Origin of the sequence: Caballeronia humi (assembly GCF_001544475.1) — a bacterium.
GTDB lineage: Bacteria > Pseudomonadota > Gammaproteobacteria > Burkholderiales > Burkholderiaceae > Caballeronia > Caballeronia humi.
Map to the genome: position 1 here is coordinate 1 of NZ_FCNW02000023.1, position 15784 is coordinate 15784.

A 15784-nucleotide genomic window follows, 5' to 3' on the forward strand; every position below is an offset into this window, starting at 1 on the left:
GTGAAAGTAGGTAATCGTCAGGCTCCTCATGCCTCAAACAAAAACCCCACCCCAAAAGTGGGGTTTTTGCGTTTCTATACCTATGCTCGCTTGCTCCACGAGCAGAAGCGACGAATGAAGCTCAGTGTGCCGGGCGAGACACGCCCGGCCGGCGCTGCTATGCGCGTCAGCCGGCGTGCGCGCAAAGCAGCATCACGCTGTTCGGCCTGCTCGACGAAGAATTGAACTTCACGTACAACGCCGGCGGCAGCAAGGCGTATCAGATGACGAGCAATGATCTCGTCACGAGCCGCTGGGGCTTGAAGGGCACCGAAGATTTCGGCGCTGTTCAAACCATCAACCGCCTATGAGGACTTCCATGAACGTATCGGCATTAGAGTTCGGGCATTCCGGCGTCGGCGTTTTAAAGCGATAGACGATCTCGCCGCGCGTGATCATTGCTCATCCGATCAAACCGCCTTGTCTCGTGCCTGTATTGGAACTAGTGTCCACGCAAACATCGGCTGAGACCGTCGAATTCGTGGACAAGCTGATGGCCGGAGTCGGGCGGAGCGTGTGCACGCGTGCAAGGAGATCGAAGGCTTCGATCTCAACCGGCTTCAGTCAGCGCTGCTCCGAGAAGCGTGGGCTTTGCAGCGGGACGGCGTAGCGAGTTGCGAGGACATCGACAAGACCGTGCGGAACGGGCTCGGCTGGCGGTGGTCATTCATGGGGCCGTTCGAGACCATCGACCTGAATGGGCCTGAGAGAGGTGGTCGAAGACCTGGGTGCGCATGTCGAGCCCTTCAGCATGCATCGAGGTATTGACCATTTCTCGCGGGTTTCTCGAGCGGCCAAGCGCGTGCGATCGTTACTTGGTGGCTAGCGTCGCTATCGCATGCCACGCGCCATCACGTACAGCGTGCGAATACCTTATGTGACGCTTAAGCGCCTGCAAATATACAAAAATTAAAGTGTTCAAGACGGAAACTCATACGCCGTTAGAACGAATGCAGTTCAAGCCATCAACCGCGTATGAGGATTTCCATGAACGTATCAGGATTGACCCAAACCCCGACCATGGCCGTGCAGGACACCAGTCCATCGAAGGGCGTCGCGACCTCCGCCACGCCCACCGCACCGGCGAGCAATCTCGTGTCACAGGCAAGATCGTCGACCACCGTAACCATCAGTAGCGCGGCACGGCAGGCTCTGGCGGAAGCTACGGAAACCGCAGCCCAGACGGCCAAGGAAGCCGGAGGCGGCGACCTTCAGGCGCAACACCTGTTGGCGAAGAAGGCGGCGGAGAAAGCGACGTCATCGATGTAAGGGCAGGCGAACGCAGCGGCCTCGCCCAAGCCATGGATGCGCATCGTCAAGGCAGACGATGCGCACGCGTAGTGACGGCGACCGGCTTGCGACGAGGGTGCGATCCGAAAGCGTTTCGTCGGCTACGCTCGCGAACCATCTCTTGCTCCTTCTGGGAAGATCGATATCGCCCTATGATCGAGAAGTGCGTAATCCTGAAGTCCTTGGCGACAGGCGCAACGACACGACGTTGCCAATACCGGCTAGTTCTGGCCAGGTCAATTACGTTTCATCGCAATGCGCAGTGGGGCGCTGGCGTCCCACATAGGCTGGCCCACCGATGAGGGGTGGCAAAGAAAGCGCGGACTTCTGACAATGCCGGCAACAGGCGCCAGTTCTTCCAAGGACCCAAGCCTTTCAATCAGAAATAAAACGTCACGTCCGGCCAGAAGATGCACTTCGATGAAGGGCGGCCGTAATCAAACGATCCAAGCCTGTCGTAACCGATGCACGTTCGCCGCCGACGAACCATCGGCATTCGGTCTGACCGGGCGGCCTCTTACAGGAGGGTTTCAGCGATGTCCAAACATCCACTCATGGGTAGCGAGCGAGCGCCGTTTGACGGTGCACAATCCGTCGGCAAAGCCGATCCGGCTGAAAGGCTCGAAGTCACCGTGCTGGTCCGACGTGGTTCGAGCGATGCGCTCAGGACGCGCGTAAGCAAACTCGTGGCCGGAAACGCATCGGATGGACACATCCAGCGCGAAGACTTCGCGCAGCAATTCGGCGCTGCTCCGAACGACATGAGCGCCGTCCGGAATTTCGCGAGTCAGCATGGCCTGTCGGTCGTCGAGGAACACGCGGCGCGCCGCACCGTGATTCTCTCGGGCACTGTGGCCCAGTTCAATGACGCATTCGACGTCGATCTGCAGCAGTTCGAGCACGCTGGCGGATCGTACCGCGGCCGCACGGGGCCCGTCCATTTGCCGGACGAGTTGAGCGGAGTGGTCGACGCCGTGCTCGGACTCGACAATCGTCCGCAGGCGCGACCGCATTTTCGCAGTCGACCGCCACAGGGCAACGTGCATTGGCAATCATCGAGGACGGGCACGACGTCCTCTACACCGCTTCAACTCGCTTCGCTGTACGACTTCCCGGCGGGGACCGGCCAGGGTCAGTGCATCGCGATCATCGAACTTGGCGGAGGCTACCGGCCCGCCGATCTCAAAGCATACTTTTCCAAACTCGGCATCGCTTCGCCGAAGGTGACGACCGTGTCCGTCGATCACGGAAAGAATCACCCAACTGGCGACGCGAACGGACCGGACGGCGAGGTGATGCTCGACATCGAGATCGCCGGGGCTATCGCACCTGGCGCGCATATCGCCGTCTATTTCGCGCCCAATACCGACGCGGGATTTCTCGACGCCGTGACCACCGCGATCCACGACACGATCCGCAAGCCCTCGGTGATTTCGATCAGTTGGGGCGGTCCGGAATCGGCATGGACGGAGCAGGCGATGACGGCGTTCGACCAGGCCTTCCAGGCGGCTGCGGCGCTAGGGATCACGGTGTGCGTCGCGTCGGGCGACAACGGCTCGGGGGATGGCGTCAATGACGGCGCGGATCACGTCGATTTTCCTGCCTCGAGTCCTTATGCGCTCGCATGCGGGGGCACCAGCGTGCAGGCGGGCAAGGGCGCCATCGCCAAGGAGACGGTCTGGAACGATGGCGCGAATGGCGGTGCGAGCGGCGGTGGGGTGAGCAGCTTCTTCGCGCTGCCTGCCTGGCAAGAGGGTCTGCAAGCGGCCCGAGCCAAGGGCGGGACCGGCGCGTTGCAGATGAGGGGCGTCCCGGATGTCGCGGGAAATGCGGACCCCGCGACGGGATACGACGTGCGCGTCGACGGCAGCGACATGGTGATCGGAGGAACCAGCGCCGTGGCGCCGTTGTGGGCAGGCCTCGTTGCGCGTATCAATGCCGGCAAGAACAGTCCAGCGGGATATCTCAACCCGAAGCTCTACAAGACCGCCGCGGGCCTGACGGATATCACGCAAGGCAACAATGGCGACTTTGTCGCGTCGGCCGGATGGGATGCGTGCACGGGTCTGGGACGCCCGGACGGGAACAAGCTTGCAGGCACGTTCGGCTGAGGCGCCGCTGCGATAAAGCGGCATCTGACATCCGCTCGTGCATGGGGTGTCAGATGCGCTCCTGTCAGTGCGTTCGGCCCTTGGGGGAGGCCCAGCACAGCGCAAGTGTGCCAGCACATCAATCGCGGTCGCTCGTGGAGGTCATTGCAAGCCTCAACGATTTCACGAACCTGGACCGTCAGTCAGCTACTGCGCGAATCCTCCTCGGGCAGTCTGCCGTAGAGTTGCGAGGTCTTGCCGCTCGCAATGCCCTGCGCCATTTTCTGCAGATCGACCGACGTGTCCTTGGCCAGCAGCACGTATGCGAGGCGGTTCGCCCGCCACGTCACCGTCTTCATCTCGCCGACTTGCTGTGAACGCACGGGCGCATCGCCCTGGCCGTCCTCGATCACGCAGAGCGCAACGGGATCGCCGCGATCGGGCAGATAAACCATCTGCACGAGCGGTCGGTCATGATAGTTGAGCCGCTGCACACGCTTGAACTTCAGCCCCGCCTGACGCAGATCCGGCACATTGACAGGCATGCCGTCGCGCTGACGGATATCCGCGAGCACCTGCTCCGTGCTGAGCTTGTCTTCCCTAATGTTCGCGACCGTGTCACGACCGTACAGCACCTGATAATCCGCGACGCTGCGCACCCACGGATCGACACCCGGCCTGAACGGATTCGCGCCACTGAGATACCCCGTCAGCACGCCCGAGCAGATTGCGCCGGCGACGAACGCGGCCGCGGCCCATTGCATCGGCCAGCGGCGAATGCTGCGCTCGCTGCCGCGCTGGCGCGGCGTCGTCACGCTGACGAGCTCCTCGATGCGGCGCGTGAGGCTTTCCGGCACAGGCGGAACCGCTTGCCGCTCGTAGGCAGCGCGATACGGAAGGCAGGACGCACGCAGCAGCGCCACCTTCGCGGACAGTTCGTCCGAGTGCGCGATCGCGGCTTCGACTTCCGTGCGTTGCTCCGGCGGAAGCTCGCCGTCGACGTACGACATCAGCAGCGCGTCATCGACATTGATCATATTGATTCTCCCTTGCGAGCCGCAGGTGAAGACTGCACGCTGAATTGCTGGCCGATCGTCAACCGCGCACGCGACAGCCGGCTCATGACGGTGCCGATGGGCACATCGAGCACATCGGCGGCTTCCCGGTAGCTCAGCCCCTCGATCGCGACGAGCACCATCACGACGCGCTGCGCGTCCGGCAGCGCTTCGACTGCATTGATCACCTGGCGATGCAGCAAATCTATCTCCGGGTTGTGCGCTGCGGGATCGGCGAACGATTCGATTTCCTCGTCCTGCCAGTCCATGCTGCCGCGGTTTCGAATGGAGCGGGCGCGGAGTTCGTTCATCCAAGTCGAATGCGCGATCGAAAAAAGCCAGCTCAGTGTGGACGTGCCCGGCTGCAACTGCGCACGCCGCTCGAGCGCCCGCACGCAAGCGCGCTGCACCAGATCCTCGGCGTCGTGCTGATTCTGCGTCAGGCGCAACGCGAAGCGCCAGAGCCGCGGCAACAACGTCGGCAGGACGGCAGGCAGGTCGTCGTCGTTCATCGGGGCAGCTCCTGAAATGGGCGCGCTCATAAAACATAACAGCCAGGTCGCGCCTTTATTCCAAAGTTTTTTAGAGTTTTTTTGCGGAATAAGCGGGCTCGCCCGGCTGTTTTCGGGTCACTGGATGCGAAACGAAAGCGACGCAAACGACCAAAAGGGAGAGAGATCATGGAGACCATCCTCGACAAAGCCCGGGAAGCGGGCTTGGTGCTCAGGCGGATGCCGTGCAACGGACGCGAACCTTTTCAAAGCATAGACGGTCCGGACTCAAGCCTCCAACGATCCATGCGGCTCCGTGGAGCATCCCTTGCGGACTGTAAGACGCCCATGCTCCGCACGGAGCGCAAGGAAAGGGGCCGGAGCACGATGCGCCTCATTCCTCGGCCCGGCGCTTGAATACCGCCTGAAGCAAGCCGCTTCCGCGCGGCCCGATTTCATCACCTGTTTCGAAATCCGATTGCTCGGAGGGCGACCTGCGCTCCGGGCAAACGAGCAAACAAGCTTCGCGATCTGAATGGCGCGAATCAACTGTGCGTCGAGACGCACGCTTTTTAGGGAGATTGACATGGCCGTAGATATGTTTCTCAAGCTGGGCGACATCAAGGGCGAATCACTGGCGACAGGCCACACGGAAGAGATCGAGGTCCTGAGCTGGTCGTGGGGCTGTTCGCAGACGGGCACCACGCACAGCGGCACGGGCGGCGGCACGGGCACCGCGTCGGTCCAAGATTTGACGATCAGCAAATACGTCGACAAGAGCTCGCCCACCATCTTGCAGTCCTGCTGCCAGGGCACGCACATGGCGGACTCGGTGCTCACGCTGCGCAAGGCGGGCGGCAAGGAGCCGGTGGAATACCTGAAGCTCACGCTCAAGGAAGTGCTCATCAGCAGCCATTCGGTGAGCTTCAGCGGAGGCGATCAGGCGGTGGAGAACATCACGCTCAACTTCGCGCAATTCAACATGGAATACCAGCCGCAGGACAACAACGGCGCGAAGAAGGGCGGGGCGGTCACCGGCAAATGGAACATCCCGAAGAACGTCGCGGAGTGAGCGACGCATCCGACGAACCCGAGCCCTTGATAACGACCTGCGGACATCGCCATGAATCGAGCCGACATCGCCCACTGGCTGACCAGCATCACGCCGGAACTGCCATGCGGAGAAGACGAGGAGTACAGCGCCGAGTTCCGCGCGCTCGAGGAGGCGGTAGCGGGCAAGCCCGATGCGCAGTACGGCGGCACCGTGATCGCCGCGACGCCGCCCGACTGGGCGCTCGCGCAATCGATCTCGATGACGCTTCTCGCGCGAAGCCGCGATCTGCGGGTGGCCGTGCATTACACGCGAGCCAGCCTGATTCGCGAGGGGTACAGCGGGCTTGAAAGCGGCCTCGCGCTGCTGGAAGGGCTCGTCGAGATGCATTGGGACAGCGTTCACCCGCAACTCGATGAAAACGACGGGGACGACCCGACCGCGCGCGTCAACGCGCTTTCGGGGCTCGTCGACGGATGCGGCCTGCCGGGCGATCTGCGCGACGTGCCGTTCGTCGCGCCGCGCGGCCAGCGCGGCTACGCACTGCGCGACATCGAGGTGCTCGCGGGCGAGGCGCCGCCGTCTGACGGCGCCGACCTGCCGACGCTCGCAGGCATCGACGCCGCGTTCGCGCAATCGGGCGCCGCCGACGCCGAAGCGACGCGCGCCGCGTTGCATGCATCGATCGCGTCGGCGGCACGAATCGAGGCACTTCTGACCGAACGCGTCGGCCCGGCGCGCGCGCTCGACTTCGGGCCGCTCGCACGGATGCTCGTGCGCATCGCCGAATTCGTCGAAGCGCGCGTGGCGGCATGGGGAGGAATGGGGAGCGGGCAGGTCAGTGCGAATGAAGAGGACGCAGTCACCGGTTCGGCGACGCATCGCGCCGCCATTCCCGGTACTGCAAGCCCGGCACGGATAGCGAGCGCGCGGGACGTAACCGACGCGCTCGACACGATCTGCGCGTACTACGCCGAGCATGAACCGTCGAGCCCGCTGCCGGTGTTGCTGCAGCGCGCGCGGCGGCTGGTCGGCAAGAGTTTCATCGAAATCATCGAAGACGTGGCGCCCGACGGCGCCGGTCAATTCAGGCATCTGGGCGGCGTCGAGTAGGGCGATGCACGGAGCATCCGGGTCGATACAGCGGCCCATTGACATGGGATCAGGGCAAGGCCGAGCGGCCAGCTCCGGACCGAAAGGAGAAACATGATGGCAAAGGAAAGCAGTCAGAAGTTCATCGCGCGCAATCGTGCGCCGCGGGTGCAGATCGAATACGACGTCGAAGTCTACGGCTCCGAGAAAAAAGTGCATCTGCCCTTCGTGATGGGCGTGCTCGCGGACTTGTCGGGACAGCCGGCCGAGCCGCTCGCCCCTGCGGTCGAGCGCAAGTTTCTGGAGATCGATGTCGACAACTTCGACGAACGCCTCAAGTCGATCCGCCCGCGCGTCGCGGTGCAGGTGCCGAACACCCTGACGGGCGAAGGCAACGTGGCGGTCGACCTGACCTTCGAAAGCATGGACGACTTCGCGCCGGCCGCCATCGCCCGCAAGGTGGAGCCGCTCAGGCGCCTGCTCGAAGCGCGCACGCAGCTCGCGAACCTCCTCACCTACATGGACGGCAAGAGCGGCGCCGAAGCGCTGATCGCACGCCTGCTCGAAGAGCCGGCGCTCATGCAGGCGCTGTCGGCGCAACCGCGTCCTCAGGCAGACGCCATCGACAACCAGCCGCCCGCCTCTGGAGCATGACGCGATGAACGATCTCAGCATCCAGCAATTGGCCACCGCCGCCGCCCCGCACGACACACAGGACACACCCGCTATCAGCGATTTTTCGGCGCTGCTGCAAAAGGAATTCAAGCCGAAATCCGAGCGCGCCCGCGAAGCGGTCGAGAACGCCGTTCGCACGCTTGCCGAGCAGGCGCTGCGCGACACCGGCGTGATCGGCGGCGACGTCCTCGCGACGATCGAAGCCTTGATCGCCCAGATCGACCAGACGCTCACCGCGCAGATCAATCTGATCCTGCACAGCGAGCCGTTCCAGAAGGTCGAGAGCGCATGGCGCGGTCTGCACTACCTCGTGAACAACACCGAGACCGACGAGTCCCTGAAGATCCGCGTGCTCAACATGTCGAAAGCGGAACTGCACAGGACGCTGAAGAAGTACAAGGGCGTCGCGTGGGACCAGAGCCCGCTCTTCAAGAAGCTCTACGAGGAGGAGTACGGCCAGTTCGGCGGCGAGCCCTACGGCGCGCTGGTCGCCGACTACTACTTCGACCACAGCGGGCCGGACACCGACCTGCTCACGCAGATCGGCAAGATCGCGGCGGCCGCGCACGCGCCGTTCATCGCGGGCGCCGATCCGGCCGCGCTCCTGATGGAGTCGTGGCAGGAACTCGCCAATCCGCGCGACCTGACCAAAATTTTCCAGACGCCCGAGCACGCCGCCTGGCGTTCGCTGCGCGAATCGGAGGACTCGCGCTACATCGGCCTCGCGATGCCGCGCTTTCTCGCACGCGCTCCCTACGGCGCGAAAACCGACCCGGTCGAAGAATTCGATTTCGAGGAAGACACGGCAGGCGCGAACAGCAGCAAGTACGCGTGGGCAAACGCGTCCTACGCGATGGCGACCAACATCACGCGCTCCTTCAAGACGTTCGGCTGGTGCTCGCGCATACGCGGCGTCGAGTCCGGTGGAGCGGTGGAAGGGCTGCCGGTGCATGCCTTCCCGACCGACGACGGCGGCGTCGACATGAAGTGTCCGACCGAAATCGCCATCAGCGACCGCCGCGAAGCCGAACTCGCCAAGAGCGGTTTCATGCCGCTCGTACACAAGAAGAACTCGGATTTCGCCGCATTCATCGGTGCGCAGTCGCTGCACAAGCCGGCCGAATACGAAGACGCCGACGCCACCGCCAACGCGAACCTCGCCGCGCGCCTGCCGTATCTCTTCGCGTGCTGCCGCTTCGCGCACTACCTGAAGTGCATCGTGCGCGACAAGCTCGGCTCGTTCAAGGAGCGCGAGGACATGCAGCGCTGGCTGCAGAACTGGATCCTTCAGTACGTCGACGGCGATCCAGTCCATTCCTCCGACGACACAAAGGCACGCAAGCCGCTCGCGGACGCGCAGGTCGTCGTCGAAGAGGTGGAGGGCAACCCTGGCTACTACACGTCGAAGTTTTTCCTGCGGCCGCACTACCAGCTCGAAGGGCTGACCGTGTCGTTGCGCCTCGTGTCGAAGCTGCCGACCGCCAAGACCGCCTGAGTCCAATTGCAAGGGAGCATCCCATGTCCGAACTCACCGCGCGTGACCGCCTGCAACCGTCGTTGCTGGACCGGCTCACCGATCTCGATCCCGACGCGCGCCACGAAACGCGCGAGCGGCGCGTGCTCTCGCCGCGCGCATTGCGCGACAGCGTGCAGCGCGATATCGGCTGGCTGCTGAACGCGAGCGGTCTCGACGCGGTGCAGGACCTGTCGGGCTATCCGCACGTCGCGACATCGGTGCTCAACTACGGTCTGCCGGATCTGGCGGGGCGCAACGTCGCGGCGCTGACGCCGGCGGCGGTCGAGCGGCTGATTCGCGACGCGCTCTGGGCCTTCGAGCCGCGTCTCGCACGCGACACCGTGCGCGTCACCGCGCTCGACGATACGAAGGGCGCGCCGCGCGGCCACGTGATCCGCTTCGAAATCGAAGCCGAGATGTGGTCGCAGCCGTACCCGGAGCGGCTCTACCTGCGCACGGAGCTGGACCTCGAAGCGGGCGAAGTGCGCGTTGCCGACGTCGCGGAGCAGCCAGCATGAACCCGGCGCTCCTCAAGTACTACAGCCAGGAGCTGCAGCATCTGCGCGAGATGGGCGGCGAATTCGCGGCTGCGTTCCCGAAGATCGCGGGACGGCTCGGACTCGACGGCATCGATTGCGCGGACCCGTATGTCGAGCGCCTGCTGGAAGGCTTCAGCTTCCTCGCCGCGCGCGTGCAGATGAAGCTCGACGCCGAGTTTCCGCGCTTCACGCAGCACCTGACGGAGCTGGCGTATCCGCACTATCTCGCGCCGACGCCGTCGATGGCGGTCGTCCAGTTGCAGGCCGACCATTCGAATCCGCAGCTTGCGGTGAGTGCGGATGGCGTCGTCGTGCCGCGTCACACAGCGTTGCGCAGCATGCTCGACAAGTCGGGTTCGACGCGTTGCGAGTACCGCACGGCCCACGCTGTGACGCTCTGGCCGATCGAGATCACGCAAGCGAAGTTCTTCACGCATACGGGGTCGCTCGACGGCGCGGGCCTCGCACTGCCTGCCGGCGTCAAGGCGGGTTTGCGGCTGCGCCTGCGCACGACCGGCACGCTGACGTTCGACCGCTTTGCATTCGATCGCCTCGCGCTCCATCTGCGCGGCGCCGACGGCCTGGCCGCACGGATTCACGAGCGGCTGCTGGCGGGCTGCGTCGGCGTGGCAGTGCTGCATGGCGCGAAGGGCGCATCGACGGGTGCCGTGCTGCCGAAGACCGCGCTGCAGCCGCTCGGCTTCGGCGAAGACGAGGCATTGCTGCCCATCGGCCAGCAGTCGTTCGACGGCTACCGACTCCTGCAGGAATATTTCGCGTTCGCGCCGCGCTTCATGTTCGTCGAGATCGGCGGATTGCGCGAAGCCTTGCGTGACTGCCGCGATCGCGAAGCCGATGTGATCGTGCTGCTCGACGGCGCGGACGCGTCGCTCGAACGATCCGTCGATGCATCGCATTTCGCGCTCGACTGCACGCCGGCCGTCAATCTGTTTCGCCGCCGCACCGACCGCATCCCGCTCGCCGAGACCGAGTTCGAGTATCACGTCGTGGTCGACCGGACCCGGCCGATGGACTACGAGATCCATCAGATCGACGAAGTGACGGGCTACGGCGCGGGCGCCGTTGGCGAGCAGCCTTTCCGCCCGTTCCATTGCGCGAAGGACCTCGACACACCGCAACAAGGCGGGGCGTTCTACCAGTTGCGGCGCGAAGCGCGCCGGCCGTCCGTGCGGCAGCAGCAAAACGGCGCGCGCAGCAGCTACCTCGGCAGCGAGACCTTCATCGCGCTGGTCGATGCGAAGAGCGCGCCGGTGCACGGCGAACTGCGCCAGCTTGGCGTCGCCGCGTGGTGCACGAACCGCGACTTGCCGCTGTCGATGCCGGTGGGCATGGGCTCGACCGACTTCACGATCGACGCCGAGGCGCCCGTCTCGGCCGTACGCTGCGTGGCGGGCCCGAGCCGCCCGCTGCCGTCGTTCGCGCAAGGGCCGGCCGCGTGGCGGCTCCTGAATCATTTGTCGCTGAACTATGCGTCGCTCGTCGATAGCGACCCGCAGCAAGGCGCCCGTGCGCTGCGCGAGTTGCTGGCGCTGTACTGCCCCGCAGGCGATACGGCCGCGCACCGGCAGATCGAGGGCCTGCGCTCCGTGGCATCCGCGCCGGTTGTGCGGCGGATGCCGTCGCCGGGGCCGATCGTTTTCGGACGCGGGTTGAAGGTGACACTGCAGTTCGACGACGCGGCCTTCGAAGGCGCGGGCGCCTTCCTGCTCGGCGCGGTGCTTGCCCGGTTCCTGGCGCAGTACGTGTCGATCAATTCGTTCGCCGAGACCGTCGTCGCGACGCTCGCGCGCGGTCCGATCATGCAGTGGCCGGCGAGGACGGGACGATGCGCAACGCTCTAGACATCGATCGCGCGCTCGAACGCGACGCACGCCGCTTCGATTTTTTTCAGGCGCTGCGTTTGATCGAAAAGGCCCATCCGGGACAGCCGCGCCTCGGCCGTTCGCTGGGCGCACGCGAGGACGCCGTGCGCCTGGCGCAGGACCCGGAGCTGATTTTCCACCCGTCCACACTCGGCGACTACACGCCGGGCGAGGACGGCCAGCCCGGGCGCCTCTCCGTGAATTTCCTCGGGCTGCTCGGCCCGAACGGTCCGTTGCCGACGCATCTGACCGCTTACGTCCGCGAACGCGCACGCAACGCGAACGACCCGACTCTCGCGCGGTTTCTCGACCTGTTCCATCACCGGATGCTGTCGCTCTTCTACCGCGCATGGGCCGACGCGCAGCCGGTCGTCAGCGCCGATCGCCCGGCTGAAGACCGTTTCGCGGACTACGTCGGCAGCCTGTTCGGCATTGGCTCACCGGCTCTGCACGAGCGCGACGCGGTGCCGGACGCCGCCAAGCTGCACTTCGCGGGCGTGCTCGCGGCGCCGACGCGACATGCAGGCGGACTGCGGCTGATCCTCGCGCAGTTTTTCCGCGTGGACGTGGCGATCGAGCCTTGGCGGGGCTACTGGATGCCGGTTCCCGGCGATGCGCAAACGCGGCTCGGCGGCGCGCGCCTCGGGGTATCGGCCGTGGTTGGCACGCGGGTGTGGGACTGCCAGCACAAGTTCCGGATCGTGCTCGGGCCGCTCGGCTATCGCGACTTCGAGCGCTTCCTGCCCGGTGGCGCGAGCCTCGCGAAACTCGCCGACTGGGTGCGCAACTACGTGCGCGATCCGCTCGACTGGGACGTGGCGCTGCACCTGAAGCGCGACGAGGTGCCTGCATTGCGCCTAGGCACCGGATCGGAATCCGGCGCGCGTCTTGGCTGGTCGACGTGGCTCACGAGCGGCACGCCGGTTCATGACAACCATCGGGTCGTGATTGCGCAGGGCGCAAAGACGTCCCGTCAAAAGGAGACCTCTCATGGCTGATATCAGTCGCCACGCGCTGTTCGGCAAGCTCGACCCGCTCGCGTACCACGCGATCGAAAGCGGCACCGTGTTCTGCAAGCTGCGCGGCAATCCTTATGTCGAGCTCGCGCACTGGTTTCACCAGATCCTGCTCGCGCAAGACTCCGACCTGCAATGCCTCGTGCGCCACTTCGATCTCGATCAGGCGGCCCTTGCCCGAGATATCACCGCCGCGCTCGACCGGCTTCCCCGCGGTTCGACCTCGGTCTCGGATATCTCCGCGCAAGTCGATGAAGCGGTCGAACGCGGCTGGGTGTTCGGCTCGCTGATGTTCGGCGCATCGAAAGTGCGCACCGGGCATCTGATGATCGGCATCCTGCGCACGCCGAACCTGCGCAACGCGCTCATCGCCATCTCAAGCCAGTTTGCGAAGATCGGCCTCGACACGCTGACCGGCCGTTTCGATGCGCTGCTCGGCGGGTCGGCGGAAGCGTTGGCTGTCGCACCTGCCGAATACCCGGCGCAGGACGCGGACGCCGTATCGCCCGGCCGTCAGGAAGCGCTCGTCCGTTACACCATCGACCTGACCGCGCAAGCGCGCGCCGGCGAGCTCGACCCGATCGTCGGCCGCGATGACGAGATCCGCCAGGTCATCGACATCCTGATGCGCCGGCGCCAGAACAACCCGATCCTGACCGGCGAGGCGGGCGTCGGAAAAACAGCGGTCGTCGAGGGTTTTGCGCAGCGGATCGTCGCGGGCGACGTGCCGCCTTCCTTGCGCGATGCCGTCGTGCGCACGCTCGACGTCGGTCTGCTTCAGGCGGGCGCAAGCATGAAGGGCGAGTTCGAGAACCGGCTCAAGCAGGTGATCGAGGAAGTGCAGGGGTCGGAGAAACCGGTGATCCTCTTCATCGACGAAGCGCACACGCTCGTCGGCGCGGGGGGCGCGGCCGGCACGGGTGACGCCGCGAACCTGCTCAAGCCTGCGCTCGCGCGCGGCACGCTGCGCACCATCGCCGCGACGACGTGGGTCGAATACAAAAAGCACATCGAGAAGGACCCGGCGCTCACGCGGCGCTTTCAGGTGGTGCAGGTGCCGGAGCCGTCGGAAGCGTGCGCGATCACGATGATGCGCGGCATCGCACGCAAGATGCAGGCGCACCACGGCGTGCAGGTGCTCGACGAAGCGCTCGAAGCGGCAGTCACGCTGTCGCATCGTTATATTCCGGCGCGCCAGTTGCCCGACAAGGCCGTGAGCCTCCTCGATACCGCCTGCGCACGCGTCGCGGTCAGCCAGCACGCGCTGCCGCCCGCCCTCGACGACGCGAGAAGGCGCATCGAAGCGTGGCAGACGGAAGGCGACATCGTCGCGCGGGAAGCGGCGCTCGGCATCGACACGGCCGCGCGCGCCGCCGATGTAGCTGCGCGGCTCGATGCGGAGCGTGCGCGGCTGGCCGAACTCACCGCACGCTGGGAAGCGGAGCGGGCGCTGGTTGCGAGGATCCTGGCATTGCGTTGCGACCTGGAGGAGGGCGCATGCGGCGCCGCCGAACCGGCAGCGGACTGCGCCGATGCGCCTCGCAGCGGCCATCTTGCCGAGCTTCGCGCGCTCCAGCACGAACTCGCCGCGCGACAAGGCGAGAACTCGCTGATTCTGCCGGGCGTCGACCGTCACGCCGTCGCCTCGGTCGTGCAGGACTGGACGGGCATCCCGGTCGGCCGGATGGTGCGCGACGACATCGCCGGCGTGCTGAAGCTCGCCGATACGCTGAACCGGCGCATCGTCGGTCAGCGCCACGCGATGGAGATGATCGCGCGCCGCGTGCAGACTTCGCGCGCCGGTCTCGACGATCCCGCGAAGCCGGTCGGCGTCTTCATGCTCGCGGGGACCTCGGGTGTCGGCAAGACCGAAACCGCGCTCGCCCTCGCCGAGGCGCTCTACGGCGGCGAGCAAAACGTCATCACCGTGAACATGAGCGAATACCAGGAAGCGCACACGGTGTCGTCGCTGAAAGGCGCGCCGCCGGGCTATGTCGGCTACGGCGAGGGCGGCGTGCTGACCGAGGCGGTGCGGCGGCGTCCCTACAGCGTCGTGTTGCTCGACGAGTTCGAGAAGGCGCATCCGGACGTGCACGAACTCTTCTTCCAGGTCTTCGACAAGGGCCGCATGGAAGACGGCGAAGGCCGCCAGATCGACTTTCGCAACACGCTGATCCTGCTCACGACCAACGTCGGCACCGAACTCATCACGCGCCTGTGCAACGGCGCGCACGCAGTCCCGCAGCCCGAGGAGATCGCCCGGGCGTTGCGCTCGCCTCTCGTCGATGTGTTCCCGCCGGCGCTGCTCGGACGCGTCGCGGTGATTCCGTACTACCCGCTCGACGACGCGATGCTCGACGCCGTGATCCGACTGCAGCTCGCGCGCATCGAGCGGCGCATCGCCGAACGGCATCGCGTGGCGTTCAGCTACGACGACGCGATGGTCCGCCAGATCGCGAGCCGCTGCACCGAGTTCGAAAGCGGCGGCCGGATGATCGACGCGATCCTGACCAACACGCTCCTGCCGCGCATCAGCGCCGAGTTCCTGACGCGCCTGATCGATGGACGGGAAGTCGTGAAGGTAGAAGTCAGCGCGCGCGACGGCGCATTCACCTACGCGTTCGACTGAGCGCAAACCATACACAAAGGAGCTTGCGATGCCGCAACAAGTCTGCATGGGCGCGACGCTGCAGTGTTCGTTCGGCGCGGCGCCATCGACTTTGGTCGTGCTTCCGGCGAACCGGCTGCTCTGCGAAGGGCCGCTCGCCGCGAACATCATGGATCACGTCCCGCTCGTGAACATCATGCCGTTCGGCGCGTGCACGTCGCCCGCGAATCCCCAGGTGGCCGCCGCGACCGCCGCGGCGCTCGGCGTGCCGTCGCCTGCGCCGTGCGTGCCCGTGACCGCATCGCCGTGGACGCCCGGCGCGATCGCCGTGCTCCTTGGCAACGAGCCGTCGCTCGACAACGTGTCCACCTGCATGTGCTCGTGGGGCGGCGTGGTCGCGATCGCGAATCCCGCCACGCGCGTGACGCAGATTCCCTGA

At 65.4% G+C, this 15784-nt stretch carries 16 protein-coding genes and 1 pseudogene; 15 read left to right on the forward strand and 2 right to left on the reverse strand.

Going from position 1 to position 15784, the window contains the following annotated elements:
• The 6 genes and pseudogenes from AWB65_RS37005 to AWB65_RS20050 all read left to right on the forward strand — a co-directional run.
• On the forward strand, window positions 1-225 hold a 225-nt coding region (locus AWB65_RS37005), incomplete at its 5' end, for a hypothetical protein (protein ID WP_235007695.1).
• Window positions 174-323 (forward strand): annotated as a pseudogene (locus tag AWB65_RS37010) (porin); the annotation flags it as partial. The gene AWB65_RS37005 and the pseudogene AWB65_RS37010, both read left to right, overlap by 52 nt.
• A 107-nt stretch (window positions 324-430) precedes the next feature.
• The gene (locus AWB65_RS37015) at window positions 431-649 is read left to right on the forward strand and encodes a hypothetical protein (RefSeq protein ID WP_327358497.1); all 219 of its coding nucleotides are present in this window, start codon (window positions 431-433) and stop codon (window positions 647-649) included.
• Window positions 556-807 (forward strand): 3-hydroxyacyl-CoA dehydrogenase family protein, encoded by a 252-nt coding sequence (locus AWB65_RS37020; protein ID WP_327358499.1) that lies wholly within the window; start codon window positions 556-558, stop codon window positions 805-807. The genes AWB65_RS37015 and AWB65_RS37020 overlap by 94 nt, the downstream gene beginning before the upstream one ends.
• A gap of 219 nt (window positions 808-1026) precedes the next feature.
• Window positions 1027-1308 carry a hypothetical protein gene (locus AWB65_RS20045; protein WP_125474157.1) on the forward strand — a complete coding sequence of 94 codons (282 nt, stop codon included), beginning with the start codon at window positions 1027-1029 and terminating at the stop codon, window positions 1306-1308.
• A 557-nt stretch (window positions 1309-1865) separates the two neighbouring features.
• Window positions 1866-3440, forward strand: a complete 1575-nt coding sequence (locus AWB65_RS20050; RefSeq protein WP_087668805.1) for a S53 family peptidase — start codon at window positions 1866-1868, stop codon at window positions 3438-3440.
• A gap of 182 nt (window positions 3441-3622) precedes the next feature.
• On the opposite strand, the gene AWB65_RS20055 is transcribed toward AWB65_RS20050, so the two are convergent.
• Together AWB65_RS20055 and AWB65_RS20060 are read right to left on the reverse strand one after the other, a co-directional pair.
• Window positions 3623-4456 (reverse strand): anti-sigma factor family protein, encoded by an 834-nt coding sequence (locus AWB65_RS20055; RefSeq protein WP_049809307.1) that lies wholly within the window; start codon window positions 4454-4456, stop codon window positions 3623-3625.
• Window positions 4453-4986: an RNA polymerase sigma factor gene (locus AWB65_RS20060; RefSeq protein WP_087668806.1), complete on the reverse strand. Its 534-nt coding sequence runs from the start codon at window positions 4984-4986 to the stop codon at window positions 4453-4455. The genes AWB65_RS20055 and AWB65_RS20060 overlap by 4 nt, the downstream gene beginning before the upstream one ends.
• A gap of 565 nt (window positions 4987-5551) precedes the next feature.
• On the opposite strand from AWB65_RS20060, the gene AWB65_RS20070 reads away from it, so the two are divergent.
• The 9 genes from AWB65_RS20070 (at window position 5552) to AWB65_RS20110 (ending at window position 15784) form a co-directional block, all read left to right on the forward strand.
• On the forward strand, window positions 5552-6037 hold the full coding sequence (locus AWB65_RS20070; RefSeq protein ID WP_087668808.1) for an Hcp family type VI secretion system effector: 486 nt from the start codon (window positions 5552-5554) through the stop codon (window positions 6035-6037).
• A gap of 51 nt (window positions 6038-6088) precedes the next feature.
• On the forward strand, window positions 6089-7129 hold the full coding sequence (gene tssA / locus AWB65_RS20075) for a type VI secretion system protein TssA (RefSeq protein WP_087668809.1): 1041 nt from the start codon (window positions 6089-6091) through the stop codon (window positions 7127-7129).
• Window positions 7130-7225: 96 nt separating this feature from the next.
• The gene (gene tssB / locus AWB65_RS20080; protein WP_087668810.1) at window positions 7226-7762 is read left to right on the forward strand and encodes a type VI secretion system contractile sheath small subunit; all 537 of its coding nucleotides are present in this window, start codon (window positions 7226-7228) and stop codon (window positions 7760-7762) included.
• 4 nt (window positions 7763-7766) lie between these two features.
• Window positions 7767-9278 (forward strand): type VI secretion system contractile sheath large subunit, encoded by a 1512-nt coding sequence (gene tssC / locus AWB65_RS20085; protein ID WP_235007698.1) that lies wholly within the window; start codon window positions 7767-7769, stop codon window positions 9276-9278.
• A 23-nt stretch (window positions 9279-9301) separates the two neighbouring features.
• Complete coding sequence (tssE, locus tag AWB65_RS20090; RefSeq protein WP_087668811.1) at window positions 9302-9817, forward strand: type VI secretion system baseplate subunit TssE; 516 nt, start codon at window positions 9302-9304, stop codon at window positions 9815-9817.
• Window positions 9814-11700 (forward strand): type VI secretion system baseplate subunit TssF, encoded by a 1887-nt coding sequence (tssF, locus tag AWB65_RS20095; RefSeq protein WP_087668812.1) that lies wholly within the window; start codon window positions 9814-9816, stop codon window positions 11698-11700. Before tssE ends, tssF begins: the two co-directional genes overlap by 4 nt.
• A complete protein-coding gene (tssG, locus tag AWB65_RS20100) occupies window positions 11685-12719 on the forward strand; it encodes a type VI secretion system baseplate subunit TssG (RefSeq protein ID WP_087668873.1) in 1035 nt (344 codons plus the stop codon). The genes tssF and tssG overlap by 16 nt, the downstream gene beginning before the upstream one ends.
• Window positions 12712-15366 (forward strand): type VI secretion system ATPase TssH, encoded by a 2655-nt coding sequence (gene tssH, locus AWB65_RS20105; protein WP_087668813.1) that lies wholly within the window; start codon window positions 12712-12714, stop codon window positions 15364-15366. The genes tssG and tssH overlap by 8 nt, the downstream gene beginning before the upstream one ends.
• A 28-nt stretch (window positions 15367-15394) precedes the next feature.
• Entirely contained in the window at window positions 15395-15784 is a 390-nt protein-coding gene (locus tag AWB65_RS20110) for a DUF4280 domain-containing protein (RefSeq protein WP_087668814.1), read from the forward strand.

Bases quoted from the DNA above. Each gene is read 5' to 3' on its own strand.
- AWB65_RS20045 (WP_125474157.1), top strand. From the start codon at position 1,027: ATGAACGTATCAGGATTGACCCAAACCCCGACCATGGCCGTGCAGGAC.
- tssH (WP_087668813.1), top strand. From the start codon at position 12,712: ATGGCTGATATCAGTCGCCACGCGCTGTTCGGCAAGCTCGACCCGCTC.
- tssF (WP_087668812.1), top strand. From the start codon at position 9,814: ATGAACCCGGCGCTCCTCAAGTACTACAGCCAGGAGCTGCAGCATCTG.
- tssG (WP_087668873.1), top strand. From the start codon at position 11,685: ATGCGCAACGCTCTAGACATCGATCGCGCGCTCGAACGCGACGCACGC.
- AWB65_RS20110 (WP_087668814.1), top strand. From the start codon at position 15,395: ATGCCGCAACAAGTCTGCATGGGCGCGACGCTGCAGTGTTCGTTCGGC.
- tssC (WP_235007698.1), top strand. From the start codon at position 7,767: ATGAACGATCTCAGCATCCAGCAATTGGCCACCGCCGCCGCCCCGCAC.
- AWB65_RS20050 (WP_087668805.1), top strand. From the start codon at position 1,866: ATGTCCAAACATCCACTCATGGGTAGCGAGCGAGCGCCGTTTGACGGT.
- tssE (WP_087668811.1), top strand. From the start codon at position 9,302: ATGTCCGAACTCACCGCGCGTGACCGCCTGCAACCGTCGTTGCTGGAC.
- tssA (WP_087668809.1), top strand. From the start codon at position 6,089: ATGAATCGAGCCGACATCGCCCACTGGCTGACCAGCATCACGCCGGAA.
- tssB (WP_087668810.1), top strand. From the start codon at position 7,226: ATGGCAAAGGAAAGCAGTCAGAAGTTCATCGCGCGCAATCGTGCGCCG.
- AWB65_RS20070 (WP_087668808.1), top strand. From the start codon at position 5,552: ATGGCCGTAGATATGTTTCTCAAGCTGGGCGACATCAAGGGCGAATCA.
- AWB65_RS20055 (WP_049809307.1), bottom strand. From the start codon at position 4,456: ATGATCAATGTCGATGACGCGCTGCTGATGTCGTACGTCGACGGCGAG.
- AWB65_RS20060 (WP_087668806.1), bottom strand. From the start codon at position 4,986: ATGAACGACGACGACCTGCCTGCCGTCCTGCCGACGTTGTTGCCGCGG.